This is a genomic window from Pseudomonas sp. SIMBA_067 (assembly GCF_046534675.1).
Lineage (GTDB): Bacteria > Pseudomonadota > Gammaproteobacteria > Pseudomonadales > Pseudomonadaceae > Aquipseudomonas > Aquipseudomonas putida.
The window spans coordinates 192,374-207,214 of record NZ_JAWRYH010000008.1 but is presented as its reverse complement, the minus strand read 5'-3'; the positions used below and the strand labels follow the sequence as shown (position 1 = coordinate 207,214).

General features: G+C 60.2%; 13 protein-coding genes and 1 tRNA gene. 6 read left to right on the top strand and 8 right to left on the bottom strand.

What is annotated here, in order from left to right:
- The first annotated feature begins 332 nt into the window (after positions 1 to 332).
- A complete protein-coding gene (locus SB765_RS18815; RefSeq protein WP_016497577.1) occupies positions 333 to 1,652 on the top strand; it encodes an OprD family porin in 1,320 nt (439 codons plus the stop codon).
- A 30-nt stretch (positions 1,653 to 1,682) separates the two neighbouring features.
- Here the strand turns inward: SB765_RS18815 and SB765_RS18810 are convergent, their stop codons facing one another.
- The 3 genes from SB765_RS18810 to SB765_RS18800 form a co-directional block, all read right to left on the bottom strand.
- Positions 1,683 to 3,350 (bottom strand): FMN-binding glutamate synthase family protein, encoded by a 1,668-nt coding sequence (locus SB765_RS18810; RefSeq protein WP_410931739.1) that lies wholly within the window; start codon positions 3,348 to 3,350, stop codon positions 1,683 to 1,685.
- Between the two features lie 115 nt (positions 3,351 to 3,465).
- Entirely contained in the window at positions 3,466 to 4,833 is a 1,368-nt protein-coding gene (locus SB765_RS18805; RefSeq protein WP_410931738.1) for a sensor histidine kinase, read from the bottom strand.
- A gap of 1 nt (position 4,834) precedes the next feature.
- Positions 4,835 to 5,557 carry a response regulator gene (locus tag SB765_RS18800; RefSeq protein ID WP_341797323.1) on the bottom strand — a complete coding sequence of 241 codons (723 nt, stop codon included), beginning with the start codon at positions 5,555 to 5,557 and terminating at the stop codon, positions 4,835 to 4,837.
- Between the two features lie 140 nt (positions 5,558 to 5,697).
- Here SB765_RS18800 and SB765_RS18795 point away from each other — a divergent pair, with 140 nt between their 5' ends.
- The gene (locus SB765_RS18795; protein ID WP_410931737.1) at positions 5,698 to 7,995 is read left to right on the top strand and encodes a TonB-dependent siderophore receptor; all 2,298 of its coding nucleotides are present in this window, start codon (positions 5,698 to 5,700) and stop codon (positions 7,993 to 7,995) included.
- 150 nt (positions 7,996 to 8,145) lie between these two features.
- On the opposite strand, the gene SB765_RS18790 is transcribed toward SB765_RS18795, so the two are convergent.
- Positions 8,146 to 8,352, bottom strand: coding sequence for a DUF3079 domain-containing protein (locus tag SB765_RS18790; protein WP_410931736.1), 207 nt, complete (start codon positions 8,350 to 8,352; stop codon positions 8,146 to 8,148).
- 58 nt (positions 8,353 to 8,410) lie between these two features.
- Here SB765_RS18790 and SB765_RS18785 point away from each other — a divergent pair, with 58 nt between their 5' ends.
- From SB765_RS18785 to SB765_RS18775, 3 genes are all read left to right on the top strand, one after another.
- Positions 8,411 to 8,887, top strand: coding sequence for a type II toxin-antitoxin system HigB family toxin (locus SB765_RS18785; protein WP_410931735.1), 477 nt, complete (start codon positions 8,411 to 8,413; stop codon positions 8,885 to 8,887).
- 41 nt (positions 8,888 to 8,928) lie between these two features.
- The gene (locus SB765_RS18780; RefSeq protein ID WP_410931734.1) at positions 8,929 to 9,402 is read left to right on the top strand and encodes a helix-turn-helix domain-containing protein; all 474 of its coding nucleotides are present in this window, start codon (positions 8,929 to 8,931) and stop codon (positions 9,400 to 9,402) included.
- A gap of 224 nt (positions 9,403 to 9,626) precedes the next feature.
- On the top strand, positions 9,627 to 11,237 hold the full coding sequence (locus SB765_RS18775) for a diguanylate cyclase (RefSeq protein WP_410931733.1): 1,611 nt from the start codon (positions 9,627 to 9,629) through the stop codon (positions 11,235 to 11,237).
- 62 nt (positions 11,238 to 11,299) lie between these two features.
- Here SB765_RS18775 and SB765_RS18770 read toward each other — a convergent pair whose 3' ends face one another.
- From SB765_RS18770 to SB765_RS18755, 4 genes are all read right to left on the bottom strand, one after another.
- Entirely contained in the window at positions 11,300 to 12,526 is a 1,227-nt protein-coding gene (locus SB765_RS18770) for a type II toxin-antitoxin system HipA family toxin (protein ID WP_410931732.1), read from the bottom strand.
- Positions 12,526 to 12,849 (bottom strand): helix-turn-helix domain-containing protein, encoded by a 324-nt coding sequence (locus SB765_RS18765; RefSeq protein ID WP_410911114.1) that lies wholly within the window; start codon positions 12,847 to 12,849, stop codon positions 12,526 to 12,528. The genes SB765_RS18770 and SB765_RS18765 overlap by 1 nt, the downstream gene beginning before the upstream one ends.
- A 694-nt stretch (positions 12,850 to 13,543) precedes the next feature.
- Positions 13,544 to 13,619: transfer RNA gene (locus SB765_RS18760), tRNA-Thr, on the bottom strand.
- Positions 13,620 to 13,717: 98 nt separating this feature from the next.
- Entirely contained in the window at positions 13,718 to 13,966 is a 249-nt protein-coding gene (locus tag SB765_RS18755) for a hypothetical protein (RefSeq protein WP_410931731.1), read from the bottom strand.
- 519 nt (positions 13,967 to 14,485) lie between these two features.
- Here SB765_RS18755 and SB765_RS18750 point away from each other — a divergent pair.
- Positions 14,486 to 14,755, top strand: coding sequence for a DUF3077 domain-containing protein (locus SB765_RS18750; protein WP_016497590.1), 270 nt, complete (start codon positions 14,486 to 14,488; stop codon positions 14,753 to 14,755).
- Positions 14,756 to 14,841: the final 86 nt, after the last annotated feature.

Genomic DNA, 14,841 nt, shown 5'->3' with positions numbered 1-14,841 from the left:
GGGAAATTGTCCGTTCGATCAAAAGGTAATTTCCCACACGAGATAAATTGCCCGCTGATAGCGCAAACCTGCATGGAAATGCACCAGCTCTGCCGATAATTTTGGTTATATCAACCTGCATTTCACGACTTTTTGACATTTGTAATCGCACACGGCTAGGATTCGGCCAACGCCTGCTGGCCATTATCTTGGCCATGCTGCTGCCGAGGGCTGCCGTGTACTTACCAGCTGGCCCACCAGGCGGGATCCGCATAGCGTCGAACCTACGAAGGGGCGTTGGTTCCTGGCGTCATATTGCAGAGCGTTTTTGATTAAGAAATAAGGAAAACAACATGTTGAAAACCAGGATCAGCCTGGTCGCCTTGGCGATGATCGCCGCGACCCAGGCACAGGCCAATGACCAGGCCGACAGCAAGGGCTTCATCGAGGACAGCCACGCCAACGTCCTTCTGCGCAACGCCTACATCAACCGTGACAAGAAGCACGGCACCGATGACCAGATCGAATGGGGCCAGGCGTTCATCGCCAACTTCTCCTCCGGCTTCACCCAGGGCACCGTTGGCGTCGGCGTCGACGCATTCGGGCTGTACGCCGTGCGCCTTGATGGCGGCAAAGGCCACAACGGTGGCGGCGGCGTCGACTTCTTCAAACCGCACGAAACCACCAATGCCGAAGGCAATGCCAGCTCGCCGCACAACCTGGCCCGTGGTGGCGCAGCAGTAAAATTCCGCATTTCCAACACCGTGCTGAAGTACGGTGACCAGATGCCAGCACTGCCAGTGCTGCAGTACGACGACGCGCGTCTGCTGCCAGAAAGCTTCACCGGTACCCTGATCACCTCGAAAGAGATCGAGGGCCTGGAACTGAACGCCGGCCGCTTCACCCAGGAAGCGCGCAAAAGCGCCGAGCGCCGTGACGGTGGCGGCCTGAAGTCGATCAACGTCTTCGGTGGTAGCTACAAGTTCACCGACAACTTCACCGCTTCGCTGTACACCGCAGACAACGAAGACGTGATGAAGAAGCACTACCTGGGCTTGAACTACGTCTTCCCGATCGCCAGCGACCAGTCCCTGACCCTGGACTTCAACGGCTACAAGTCGGACATCGACAGCAAGTACGTACAAGCCGCTGGCCTGAATGGCGACTCCAACACCATCTGGAGCCTGGCAGCCACTTACGCGTACGGTGCGCACTCGTTCACCCTCGCGCATCAGCGCAGCACCGGCAGCACCGGTTACAACTACGGTTTCTACCAGAACGCCGGTGGCGTGGGTGACGGTGGTTCGACCATCTACCTGGCCAACTCGTACTGGTCCGACTTCAACGCCGAAGACGAGCGCTCCTGGCAGCTGGGCTACGGCCTGGACTTCGGTGCCTACGGCATCCCGGGCCTGACCTACAAGCTGGCCTACGTGGTGGGTGACAACATCAACACCCGCAACGTCGCCAACCCGCAGGGCTTCGGCGAAGGTAAAGAGCGCGAGATCTTCAACCAGATCCGTTACGTGGTGCAGGACGGCCCGGCCAAGGACCTGTCCATCAAGCTGCGTAGCTCGTTCCTGCGCACCAACAACGCCGTGCAGCAGAACGGTTACAACGACGACGGCAACGAAGTCCGCGTATTCGTCGAGTACCCGATCAGCATCTTCTGATCCTGATCTGGAGCATCGAACAGCCCTGGCTTATGCCGGGGCTGTTTCTTTTCGGCGCACGGTTTTTGCTGCAACGGGCATCAGTTCTCCTGTCTCCGGCGCAAAACTGTCGCTACGCGCCATCCGCCACATCCGCGCATAAAACTCGCTTTCAATCGAGCCACTGAGCAATTCGCCTGGCTTGAGGAACGTGTGCAGGTCCGAAAACAGCCCGATCTCGCTGGGGCTGATGCGCCGGGCAAGGTGCTTGGGCTTAAGCTCCGAAGGGTGCTCCAGGCCGGCAGCAGCCAGCATTTCGGCCAGTGCGTGCAGTGTGTTGCGATGGAAGCTGGCCACCCGTTCGGCTTTGTCTGGCACCACCAGGGCGCGCTGGCGCAGTGGGTCTTGCGTGGCCACGCCGGTCGGGCATTTGTTGGTGTGGCAGCTTTGCGACTGGATGCAGCCAATGGCAAACATGAAGCCGCGCGCCGAGTTGACCCAGTCAGCGCCGATGGCCAGTACGCTGGCGATGTCGAAGGCACTGACAATCTTGCCCGCAGCGCCAATGCGAATGCTGGAGCGCAGGTTCAGGCCGACCAAGGTGTTGTGCACGAACATCAGGCCTTCGCGCATGGGCACGCCCATGTTGTCGCTGAATTCGCGGGGGGCTGCGCCGGTACCGCCTTCTTTGCCATCGACAACGATGAAGTCCGGGGTGATGCCGGTGGCCAGCATGGCTTTGGCAATGCCCATGAACTCCCACGGGTGACCCAGGCAGAACTTGAAGCCTACGGGCTTGCCACCCGACAGCTCGCGCAGGCTGGCCACGAATTGCAGCAACTCGACTGGCGTGCGGAAGGCACTGTGCGCGGCCGGAGAGATGCAGTCTTCACCTGCGCGAACGCCACGGGTCTCGGCAATTTCGGCGCTGACCTTGTGCCCTGGCAGGATGCCGCCGTGGCCTGGCTTGGCGCCTTGGCTGAGCTTGATCTCGATCATCTTCACCTGCGGCGAGCGGGCCTGTTCGGCGAAGCGGTGCGGGTCGAAACGACCGTCCTCGGTACGGCAGCCGAAGTAGCCACTGCCGATTTCCCAGATCAGGTCACCGCCATGTTCGCGGTGGTAGGGGCTGATGCTGCCTTCACCAGTGTCATGGGCAAAACGGCCCATGCGCGCACCGCGGTTTAGCGCGGCGATGGCATTGGCGCTGAGGGCGCCAAAGCTCATGGCGGAGATGTTGAAGATCGAGGCCGAGTAGGGCAGGCGGCATTGCGGCCCGCCAATGGCGATGCGGAACGAGGCCGGGTCTGGCGTGGCCACTGGCAGCATCGAATGGCTGATGAATTCGAAACCGGGTTTGTAGGCATCGTTCAGGGTACCGAAGGCTTTCTCGGCGCTTTCGTTCTTGGCGCGTGCGTATACCAGCGAGCGCTGCGAGCGGGAGAACGGCAGCTTGTCGTCGTCACCCTCGATCAGGTACTGGCGGATTTCCGGGCGGATGGTTTCGATCAGGTAGCGGATATTGCCCAGGATCGGGTAGTTGCGGCGCACGGCGTGGTGGCTTTGGCGCAGGTCGTTGAGCCCGACCAGGCTGAGCAGGGCAGTGATCAGGGTTAGTGGCCAGAGCCAGGCATGTTGGGGCAGCAGCGGCAGGCTGGCGAAGGTGAACAACAGGCAGATGGCGAGGCAGGCGTAGCGGCTGGGCAGAGAGTGATTCATGGGTCCATCGCAGGCAGGATGACCGGGCATAGGATAGGCAAAGGCGGGGAGGGGAAAACCTGGGTAATCGGTAAAAGACTGTTACCTGATTGCGCAGTCCCACAGAAAAATAGCGTTAGCCAGGCAGCAGTATGCTGACCCGCAACCCACCGCCTTCGCGGTTCGCCACCATCAGCTCACCGCCATGGCTGTTGGCAATCCGCTGGGCAATGCTCAACCCCAGCCCATACCCGCCGGATGCCTGGTTGCGCGACCCTTCACCACGCACGAACGGGTCGGTGATGGTTGTCAGCAGGCCCGGCGCAATCCCCGGCCCGCGGTCGTTGATGTGGATGAACACCCCATCTACAGCCCGTTCCAGTGTGACCGAGATGTCCTTCGCGTAGCGCAACGCATTGACCAACAAGTTTTGCAGGCAGCGTTGCAGCAACAGGGCATCCACCTGCGAACACCCCACCTTGCCATGCACCGGCAGCGCTTCTTCGGCGCTGGCCAGCTGGGCGCACTGGCGTGCCACCAGCCGGTCCAGGTCCACCTGCTGCAAATTCAGCTGCTCGCCCGCGCGCAGGTAATCGAGTACCTGGCCAATCATGTCGTCCATCTGGGTAATGTTCTGCCGCAGGCGCTGGCGGTGTTCGTCGTCCGGCAGGCGCTCCAGGCGCAGGCGCATGCGGGTCAGCGGGGTGCGCAGGTCGTGGGACACGGCGGCCAGGAAGTAGGCCTTGTCATTGACCATGGCAATCAGCCGCTGCTGCATGGCGTTGAACGCCTGGGCCGCCTGGCGCACTTCTTCCGGGCCATCCAGTGCCAGGGGAGGCTGCTCGAGGTTGCCGCCCAGGCCGCGCGCTGCGTCGGCCAGGCGCCGCAACGGGCGCAGGCACAGGCGCACGGCAATCAGGCACACCAGCAATACCGCGACAATCCGCAGCGCATACACCCGCAACAGGTAGTCGCTGATCAGCACCCAGGCCGATTCGCCACTCCAGCCCTGCAGTTCCTGGCCCTCGATGGTCAGCCAGTGGCCGTCGGCCAACGGCACCGCGAACTGCACATGCGCCTGGGCCGTACGCAGGCCGAACAGGCTGCGCCAGACAATCGGCTGGCCCAGCTCATCGGTCAGTCGCACCTTCAGCAGGCGCACGTCTTGGGCATGCCCCAGTTCGTACTTGAGGGCCTGCTGTAGCAACAGTTCGACGCGCCTGCGCCCCCGGCGCTCGTCATGTTCAGGTGTGGGTAGCGTTTCGGCGCAGCGCAACTGATAGTGCGCGGGCACCTTCAGCGTGCCGGCCTGGCAATTGGCCTGGGCGATCAGGGGGGCACTGCGCACGGCGATCAGGCGAATGGGCGCCTCCAGTACCTGGGCGAAACGCACATCGAACCAGATGCTGCTCGACATCAACTGGATCACCAGCGTGCCGCTGATCATGATCAGCAGCAGCTGGCCAAACAAGGTGCGCGGCCACAGCCGGCGAAGCCAGCGCATGTCAGGCATCGGCCGCGAGGCTGGCGATACTCAGCAGGTAGCCTTCATTGCGGATGGTGAGGATTTGCGCGGCACCTGCTGGCGCACGCCGCAGTTGCTGGCGCAGGCGGCTGACGCACATGTCCACCGAACGGTCGTCGGGCAGGTGGTCGCGGCCAAACGCGCTGCGGGTCAGCTGGTCGCGGGAGACCACCCGGTTGTTGGCTTCCAGCAGTTGGCGCAGCACGCGGTAGTCGGAGCGCGGCAGGGTCAGGGTTTCGCCATCGGGGCGGGTGAGCAGCCGCTTGACGTGTTCAAGGCGAAAGCCGGCGAACAGCTGCGCATCCACCACGGCGCGCTCTTCGGCGGGGGTATCCAGGCGTTGCGGGCGACGCAGCACGGCCTTGATCCGGGCGATCAGCTCGCGGGGCTCGAAAGGTTTGGCCAGGTAGTCGTCGGCACCCACTTCCAGGCCGATGATGCGGTCCAGCGTGCTGCCCTTGGCCGACAGCATGATCACCGCCAGGCCTGGCGTCGCTTGCAACTGGCGGCACAGGCTAAGGCCATCTTCACCCGGCAGCATCAGGTCGAGCACCACCAGGTCCACCTTGTGCCGGACCAACTGTTCGCGCATCTGCTCACCATCGGCTGCGGCTAGCACGTTGTAGCCGGCATCGGTCAGGTAATCACAAAGAAGTTCGCGGATCTCGTCGTCATCGTCGACAACCAGCAAGGTCGTGCTCATGCGGGAAAACACCTGTTCGGTGAGGGCCGGTGGCGCTCGTTACGTTCAATTACATCCCCGTACATGTCGGGTCTGGAGCCGGGAGGGCCGATCCCTAGAATCCTAACAAAAAATCATCTGCAAATACGAAGCCTTCCCAAATGAATCCCAAGCGTATCCCGCAAGTGTTCACCCCCATCAGCCAAAGTGGCAATCGCCTCAAGCCGCTGGCGTTCTTCGTTGCCGTCGCCATCAGTGGCGGGGCCATGGCTGCCGATGGCAAACCTCTGGAGCTGGACGCCACGCAGATCGAAGACAGCGCTCTGCTGCCGGCCGACGATGCTGGCCTGCTAGGCTACACGGTCGAGAGCACCCGTAGCTCCACCGGCCTGGCGCTGACGCCACGCCAGACGCCGCAATCGGTCACCACCATTACCCGCCAGCAGATGGATGACCGCGACATCCACACCATCGAGCAGGCGCTGGAAACCACGCCAGGCGTAACGGCCAACAAGTCCGAGGTGGGTGGGCGTACCGACTACCGTGCCCGGGGCTACTCGATCAGCAACTGGAAGGTCGACGGCCTGCAGACCCAGGGCGGTTCCGACTTCAGCGGCAGTGGCAACGCACTGAACATGGACCTGTACGAACGCATCGACATCGTGCGCGGCGCCAACGGCCTGCTGGGCGGCACCGGCGACCCCTCCGCCACCGTCAACCTGATCCGCAAGGCACCCACCAAAACCTTCGGCGGTAGTGCCTATGCCACTTACGGCAGCTGGGACAAGCGTCGTCTGGGTGCTGACTTGAACCTGCCGCTGTCCGAAGATGGCCGCCTGCGTTCGCGCTTCGTGATGACCCAGCAGGATGCCAACTCCTTCCGCGACAACCAGTCCGAACGTTCCCGCGCCGCGTTGGCCAATTTCGAGTTCGACCTGGACGACGCCACTACCTTGGGCGCCGGTTACCAGTATGAATACAACAAGGTCGTGGGGGGCGGCTGGGGCGCCAACGTTCCGATCTGGTACCGCGACGGCAGCAAGACCGACTTGCCGCGCAGCACCAACGTGGTGCCCAGCTGGAGCTTTGGCGAGTACACCACCCGCACTGCGTTCGGTTCGCTCGAGCACCGCTTCGACAACGACTGGACGTTGGACCTGAAAGCCGCCCAGGCCACCACCGAAGCCCTGAACCATCGCGGCCTTGCCAAGGTGAACTCGGCTGGGCGCGGCAGCTACGGCGGCTATTGGGACCAGGACGGCAGCGGCGCCGTACTGAATGGTTTGCACAGCTCCAGCGACACCACCCAGCAGTCCGCGCAAATCGACCTGTCCGGCCCGTTCCAGCTGTTCGGCCGCACCCACCAGGCCATGGTCGGCTACAACGACAGCCGCACCGTCGGCTGGTCGCCTCAGTACACCTGCACCATGGTCGGCGACGGCATGACCAGCGCGCCTGCAGTGGGTTGCCAGTTCCGCGCCAACAACGGCTTCCCGGTGACCGACTGGCACAATGGCGTAGATGACGACTACGACCTCATCGCCTCGCGCACCGGCCTTCACAGCAAAACCACCACCCGCCTGCAGGGCATGTACGCCGCCACCCGCCTGAGCATTACCGACCCGTTGTCGGTGATCGTTGGCGTGCGCACCAGCAACTATTCTTCGGTCGCCCGCAGCGTGGCCGGCGAGCGTAGCAGCCAGGAAGAGAACGGCATCGTCACCCCCTACCTGGGCGCGGTGTATGACCTCAACGACAACTACTCGGTATATGCCAGCTACACCGACATCTTCACCCCGCAAACCTCTGAAACCAGCAGCGGTAGCAAGGTCGAGCCGATTCGTGGGCAGAGCTACGAAACAGGTATCAAGGGTGAGTGGTTCGATGGCCGTCTGAACGCCTCGGCGGCGTACTTCCGCACCAAGCAGGAAAACAAGGCCGTGTTGGACGGCGACCTGACCACCCCGACCGGCGGCAGCGCCTACAAGGCCGGCTCCGGGCAGGAAACCGACGGTATCGACCTGGAAGTCGCAGGCGCGCTGACGCCCAACTGGAACGTCTACGCCGGTTACACCTACCTGCACTTCCGCCGCGTCGACAGCGACGGCCGCAGCGACCCGTCGCACTTGTTCAAGGCCTCCACCACCTACCGCCTGAGCGGCCCGCTCGACCGCCTGACCCTGGGCGCCGGCGTGACTGCGCAGACCAACATCCGCGCCATCTCCAGCCCAGCTGGCCAGCCCACGAACGGTGTGAGCAATGGTGCCACTGACGTGAACTGGTCCGGTTATGCCATCTGGAATGCCATGGCCAAGTACCAGCTGACCGACAACACCAGTGTCAGCCTCAATGCCAACAACCTGTTCGACAAGCACTACTACAGCCAGTACGGGTTCTATGCCGGGGCGATTTATGGCGACCCGCGTAACCTGTCGTTGACGGTAAGCACCGCGTTCTGATCAAGCCCTTCCACAAGGCCTGGCGCTGTACCTGTAGGAGCGGGTTCACCCGCGAACACCGGCGAAGCCGGTGCCTGCACGCGCATCGCCCGCTCCCACAGAACCAGCGCTGGGTTCAAGGCCTGCGCTGGGCCGCCAAGCGGCCCTTTCTTACCTGGGCTCTACCGCTTGCCCTAGATCAACCGGCTTCTCCAACTGGCCCTCGAAGCTATCCCAATCCTCGCCAAACAGCTCCACCGGATGCATGGTCCGGTCTGCGCCATTGCCACAGGCTAGCGCCTTGGCAGGGCAGTACAGGTCGCAACCCCAGCAGATACGCTCGGGGTGGCGAGGGTTTGTGGGGAATCTCTTGGCCATGTTCATCCTCCCTCAGGGCTGCCTGATCCGAAGGTAAACCCCTCGCCCAGCCCTTCGTTTGACGGGCATCAATCCATTGGCGATCGCCAGGTCACCGTACATCGCGCATCCAGATATCTGGTTGACAGATATCTGGATCAGAGATATTTTCCACCCTATGTTGGTGCGCCGGGACAACACAATGCGGGTCATAACCAAAGCGGCGGTAACCAAGGCGATTGAAGCCTACGGCCAGTGGAAAGCGCCCCTAAGCCTGTGGCTGACGACCTTCGACAGGGCGACGCTGCGGTTTGAATCTTTTGAACAGTTGAGGCAGACGTGGGCCACTGTGTCTGGCTGGAATGTTGATCGCATCCCCCACTCAAAACTCAGGCCCGCCAGCCGCAAAGGGCCGCTTGATATCTACGTGTTCGATATCAAGAAAAACGAATGCCGCCTGATCGCGTGGCTCAATGCGCGAACGGGCACTCTCTACATCAAGGCCATTCTGTCGCACGCCGAGTACGACAAATGGTGCAGAAGCGATATCAGGTAGCAACCTGGGCCGCGCGATATTTCAATTCGACAGGTGACAACATGAAGCGGGATAAAATCGAAGCCAATGGACTAGATGCCTTCATCGCTAATATTTCACCCATGCTCGATGGCCTGAACACTCAGATGGCAACCATGGCCCAGCTTCTAGCCGCCTGCCATGACCCCATCAAGGACGATGCCGAGCTTGAGGCACGCATGACATTGATCGACGAGCTCTACTCCCGTGCGGACAGTGAAGGCCACGCTGCGGCACGCTTTGCGGAGATGGTAGCGGACCGCGTCTACGAGTATGAGAGTGAGTCTGTATTGGTGCCGTTCGCGAGCCAGGCCGAAGCGTTGGCCTTTCTGCTGTCGGACAGGGGCGTGAAGCAGAAGGACCTGTCGGCGATAGCGACCCAGAGCGCGGTATCCGAGATTCTGAACAACAAGCGAAAGATGACGGTTGCCCAGATAAAGGGCTTTGCTGAGTTTTTCAGTGTACCGGTTGAGTTCTTCATGCATGGGGTGGTTTGAAATCAAAGCCTTTGCTTGACCGAATGCTCCATATGAAGCGACCAGGCATAAAAAACCTCTCAATTTGTGCAGGGTTGCCGGACCAGCCATAGCCATGGTGGCTGTATTGGTGTAGACGTTCTGTCAATACACTGAGGTGAGTGTTTTACAATCTTGCGAGCCCCGCGGTGGTGGGGTATCGCAGGGTCGATAATGCACTTTGCTTTAGCGCAAAAGGAGTTGCTTTGGAGCACCATTCAGCCGGCAAGCGCGGCGTGAGTTACGATCCGCCGCAACGGCGGCAACGCAGGGACATCCCTTCCATCGTGCGCCGGGTGACGATGGGCGTTGTGGTCGTCTGGTTGGCACTTGTGGCAAGCCTTGGCGGCTGGATAACACAGCACCTTACGGCAGAAGAACTCGACAACCTGGCGGCAGGCGCCGAATACGAAGCCCAGATTACGGGGCGAATCGTAGACCGCCTGTTCACCGAAATGGCCAGCGTGGCCAACATGGTGGCCCGTCAAAGCGAAGTGATCCAACTCGCTGCCCGATATCGCCATGATCCGCCCGGCTTCGCCGCACTCACGCGTGAGGAGCGCGCTTCGAAGTTCACCCGTGACCCGCTGGTGCGAAGCGTGGGTGATTTCATGGATAGATTGGCCAGCGATCTCCACTATGGCCGTATCTACATGAACAATCTCTCAGACGATACGGTGACGGCCAGCAACTGGGCGGAGTCATTCAGCATCGTTGGCCAGATCTATACGGGCAGGGCCTACCTCATCGACGCATTGCGCACCGGCAGTGGTGAGATGTTCGGCATCGCCCGCTTGAACAAAACCCCCTCCTATTTCGTCGCCAGCCGCATCGACGATGCTGACGGCAAGCCACTCGGCTCTGTCACGGTCAAGTTCGACGCCCCGGACATCGCCCTTTACCTGACAGGGCGTCACATTGCCTTGATAGTGAACCGTCAGGGCCGTGTGACCACCGCGTCCAGCGAACTTTTCATGCTGCGTAACGTGGTGACACTGCTCCCGCCCGATATTCGCAGGCCTCTGGATGGCGACGAAGAGCCGGGCGAGCCCATGGATATCCGCGCTGTGGCAGACGCGGGTCAGGCCAATCAATGGCTCATTGACGGGCACCCTTATCTGGTGCATCGCCAGCCTCTGAACGACGCGCAATATCAGCTGCTGACGCTGGCAAAGCTTGATCACCTGCAGCCGATGCGTCAGCAGTATTACTGGACCGGTGCCTCTGTAGCAGCGCTCGGGTTGATCTTGATCTTGCTCTCCAGCCGTGTGGCCGGGCAGATGCTGTTGCGCCGCCAGGAAGAACGCTATGCGGCAAACTATGACGCGCTGACCGGGTTGAAGAATCGGCGTGCAATCCTGGCTGCCTTGCATCGGCATTTCGCGTTGGCGAAGCGAACGGGGCAGGGGGTGCTGGTGGCGTTTATCGACCTCGATGAATTCAAGGCGATCAACGACACGTACGGGCACGAGGTGGGGGACAAGTTCCTGATCGAAAGCAGCCGGCGCCTGCAGGGTGGATTGCGGGCGTCGGATGAACTTGGGCGCTGGGGCGGCGACGAGTTCGTTGTGATCGGCTTGACCGCTTCTGTCCACCCGGACGAAATGGCCAAAACTGCAGCAGCGATGCGCAGACGGCTGGTGCCGCTGCTGATTGGTAGCTACGAGTTTGACGACTGCCGGTTCGATTACGCGGGTGCGAGTTTTGGTATTACGAGTGTTGATCCCGCTGCGACTTCGCTGCAGGCCGCGCTTAAAGCGGCAGATCAGTTGATGTATGCCGATAAAGAGGTGCGGCGGGGGGGGCGGAGGGTTTGAGAGGGGGCTGCTGGATCGAAAGCAAGCACCAAGCTTTCGGGAGTGGCCTTCGCAGCCCGCCCCTAAGCCAGCAGTCTCTCGCAGCTTGTTGCATCCACCGCCGCATCCAGCTCAGCCCCAGCCAAATGCATTGCATAGTGTTCCATCAGCTCCGACTCCCAAGAGGCGACCTCATCCAATATGCCTGCCGCCTCATCTTCCGTCAGTGCAAAATGCTTATGCTGGCTAAGCAAGTTGGCTCGACTTAGAAGGGGACCGTTGATACCAACATCCATTGACAGTCCCTGTGCAGGCCCCTCTCCCAGTACTGGAAGAACGTCATACATTGGCGAGAGGCGCCAAGCGCCTTCCTGCCATATCACAGCGTGGTTACGAGGATGATCGTCACTGTTCCCTACGAGAGCGTTATAGGCCATTCGCCTGTAGAGCTCCTGCCTATCAGCATCTGGCGCGCCTCTGCGGTACAACTCATCGGCGAGCGCCGCGTAGATCCACCCATTGTTGCGCTGCGCATGCCATTCGGCATCGAGAAGAGTTAAGCCACTCATCATCGGGATGCGCCGAAACCGCGCATCATTCTCTGACCATTTTCGGTCAAATCGCTCTACTAGCAGCGTGTTGCCTTTTTCACTTTGATGGAGTGCTGTCCGGGCGACACTCATTCCCTTGGTAGCCGCAAAAGTCATGCAGGCATACTCAAATTTCGGTAGGTCGTAGTGATCAAATTTATCGCGTGGCTTAGCTAGAACCAGCTTGTGATCAAAACGGTACGTACGCTTGGGCCTGGCACCACCCACTGCTGAGCGCTGATCCCGTATTCTCAATGCCTCCAGCTGCTCTGCGCTCAGCTGGCTGTCATAGATCGCAGCGCAAACCTCTATGAAGTGATCGAGCCCTTTGGCTTCAAGCATTTTCACCGGCCTTTCGCCTATGCCTGGCCGCGGTGTGCGAACTTCGCCAGCCATGATATTTCCGGCGCGATCTTCGTTGGGAGACAGCAGCAGGAGCTGGATCGGAGTGAGTTCTCCCTTTAGGGTGCGGCCCAGCAGTCGTTCCCCCCAGCCATCTGGCATCGCATCATCAATGAACCCAGGAACACCGCCATTCTTATGTACCGGAAAGGGTCGAGCGGAGAGCGGATATCGTATCGGGTCGGGCACCCAACGCTTGGCATCCACGATCTCCGGCGCATAGACGAAGGTTCCCGTGCGACCAGCAAGGGTCAGCCTACCCAACGTCACAGTCTCACCTGTTTCCGGACACTCCATGTAGATGTAAGCGCGTGACATCAGAAGTCCTCCGCGTTGCTGCGCGGCAACTTTACGCGCTTGGTCGTGTTGGTTTCTAAAGAGTTGAGATCAAGCGCAGGGTCATCGATCAGCGCCTGGAAAACCCGGTCAGAGATTCCAACGGTGAACAGCGCGAGCATGAAATCGCGCAACGAAACACCGTCAGCCTTACCCCTCTCGAGGTGACGAACAGTGCGGAGAGAAATTCCAGCCAGGTCCGCAAGGTCAGCTTGCCGCATTCTCATGCGAAGACGAGCCTCCTTCATCAGAAGGCCTATACGGTGAAGCACCGAGGTGCTTTGAACAGGGAAAAATTCTTTCATAAGGTGGCACCAACCGACATCCTACAGAGGATAAGGTACTACCAATCGCACACTAAGAGAATTTTGCAGGGAGTTAAGAGTTCATTAAGTAGTACCTTATAGGCGTTAAGATGTCATGAAGTGATACCTTATAAGGAGATTGAACTAGCACAGGTAAGCCACGGTTGTGGTTCTGGACGATAGATCTGCGTCGCTTCGGCACCAGTCCAGGCCAGATCAGGCTTCTGCTGCGACTGGCGGTTTCTGGCCAATTGCGCTCAGCGTGACCATCAGGATCACTGTGCCATTGGCTTTTAATAAGGTTAGGTGCATGGGAGCGGGGCAGTTCTGTAGCCTCGTTCCAATGAAGCCGCTGGGACTAGTGCGATCGGTGGATAACTTCATAGCGAGCTTGAGGAAGAATGCGGCGGGCTACTCGGTTCGCATGGCACTGCTGAGGCGCGTGAGATTCTCAGGCGCCTGGTTCGCGAACTGATGCTGTGTCACACATGCTCATCGCGGTTTGCCTCCAGAAACGGGCTCCATCAGGTTGTGATTATCGGGGGGTTGGGGCTGCTGCGCAGCCCATCGCAGGCAAGCCAGCTCCTACACCGATCGTGGTGGCTTCAGGGCATCTGGAAGGCAGGGGCTTGGGGGCTGCGGGGGGAAAACAAAAAAGGCCCACCTTTCGGTGAGCCTTTTTTGATACTGCGTATGGTGCCGGCACCAGGAATCGAACCCGGGACCTACTGATTACAAGTCAGTTGCTCTACCATCTGAGCTATACCGGCAATGGGGCGTCATTATAACGATCGTTTGGCGCCTGTAAACCACTTCCTTGCGAATGTTCGCAAAAGACCTAAGTCACCGGCCTAAAAGGAGAATTTTCCTACCAGCCGCGGTGGATGGTGTTGACGCTTGGCTCGCTTTTGCCCGGGTTGAAGAACAACTTGTCGTTGTCGCAGCCGCGCTTGCGGCAGGGGCTTTCGGTGCGCAGGGGCAGGCCGTTGTCGCCGCCCAGTTGCATACCGGGGTGGTTCCAGCCCAGGTTGCTGGTTGGGTGAGGCGAGGTGCCGCCGGCGCAGCCGGTCAGGGTTAGGGCGAGGGTCAACAGGGCGAGGGGTTTGGCTTGGGTCACGATGGTCAGGTCCGTTGGTCCATTGTCGGTTCTGGCGCAACGCCAGAAGGCCGCGAGGCTGGCGGGCAGCGCGCGACGTCACTTTTTAATGATTTGGGGGGCGGATGATACACCGTTACGGCGGTGGGGCATTAGCCTTGTGTTGCCTGATAGGGCCTCTTCGCGGGTGAACCCGCTCCCACAGGGATCGTGTGAGTGCGGCAATTTGCGTAAGGAAATTCTGAACCATGGGGCCAAAAGCTTCTGGGTTTGGATGCTTCGGAAGTATCCTACGCGCGCCGCCGAAGTATCGCTGTTGTCGGGGAAGTGGCTCACAGATACCGTTTTCGGGTCGCTCAGGCGACCGGGTGTGAGAGCCCGACTTTGAATAAGCGCTACCTGTCATGGTGGCCGTACGTGGGCAGACCTCGGTCTGGCCGGGCTTCCTTATTCACTCGGTTTCTCACCCCGCGTACGGCTGCCGCCCCAAATCCGTGAGAAAGATTTTTGGCAGCCTCCTTTCGTGAATGAGGATTTGCCATGAAACAAGATGAGCCAGTCACCACCGCAGGCGTGGAAACCTTCCTCGCTGCCGGTAACCCATCCCTCAATCTGCTACGCGTGGAGCCCGGTGTCCCTGTGGATGCTGCCTACGAGCATGTCTCGATCCTGATGGGCTACATCAAGCACTTGGTGCGTGAGGGAGATATGGAAGACGACCATAAATTCCTGGGTGCTGCCGATTATCTGTGCGACATGGCCAAGGCGCTGATGAACGATATCGAGATCGCCAAAGGTAAGGCGCACTGAATTTTTTGCTCCCGCAAAAGCCGCTTGCGCTAACCACAGGAAATGTTTATGCACAAGTGGCATCTGGGACTTGCGCGAAAGGCATG

What these genes read in the sequence shown, in the direction of transcription:
- SB765_RS18810 (WP_410931739.1), bottom strand. Translation starts at nt 3,350, where the DNA reads ATGAATCACTCTCTGCCCAGCCGCTACGCCTGCCTCGCCATCTGCCTG.
- SB765_RS18800 (WP_341797323.1), bottom strand. Translation starts at nt 5,557, where the DNA reads ATGAGCACGACCTTGCTGGTTGTCGACGATGACGACGAGATCCGCGAA.
- SB765_RS18815 (WP_016497577.1), top strand. Translation starts at nt 333, where the DNA reads ATGTTGAAAACCAGGATCAGCCTGGTCGCCTTGGCGATGATCGCCGCG.
- SB765_RS18770 (WP_410931732.1), bottom strand. Translation starts at nt 12,526, where the DNA reads ATGTCACGCGCTTACATCTACATGGAGTGTCCGGAAACAGGTGAGACT.
- SB765_RS18780 (WP_410931734.1), top strand. Translation starts at nt 8,929, where the DNA reads ATGAAGCGGGATAAAATCGAAGCCAATGGACTAGATGCCTTCATCGCT.
- SB765_RS18795 (WP_410931737.1), top strand. Translation starts at nt 5,698, where the DNA reads ATGAATCCCAAGCGTATCCCGCAAGTGTTCACCCCCATCAGCCAAAGT.
- SB765_RS18765 (WP_410911114.1), bottom strand. Translation starts at nt 12,849, where the DNA reads ATGAAAGAATTTTTCCCTGTTCAAAGCACCTCGGTGCTTCACCGTATA.
- SB765_RS18790 (WP_410931736.1), bottom strand. Translation starts at nt 8,352, where the DNA reads ATGGCCAAGAGATTCCCCACAAACCCTCGCCACCCCGAGCGTATCTGC.
- SB765_RS18750 (WP_016497590.1), top strand. Translation starts at nt 14,486, where the DNA reads ATGAAACAAGATGAGCCAGTCACCACCGCAGGCGTGGAAACCTTCCTC.
- SB765_RS18805 (WP_410931738.1), bottom strand. Translation starts at nt 4,833, where the DNA reads ATGCGCTGGCTTCGCCGGCTGTGGCCGCGCACCTTGTTTGGCCAGCTG.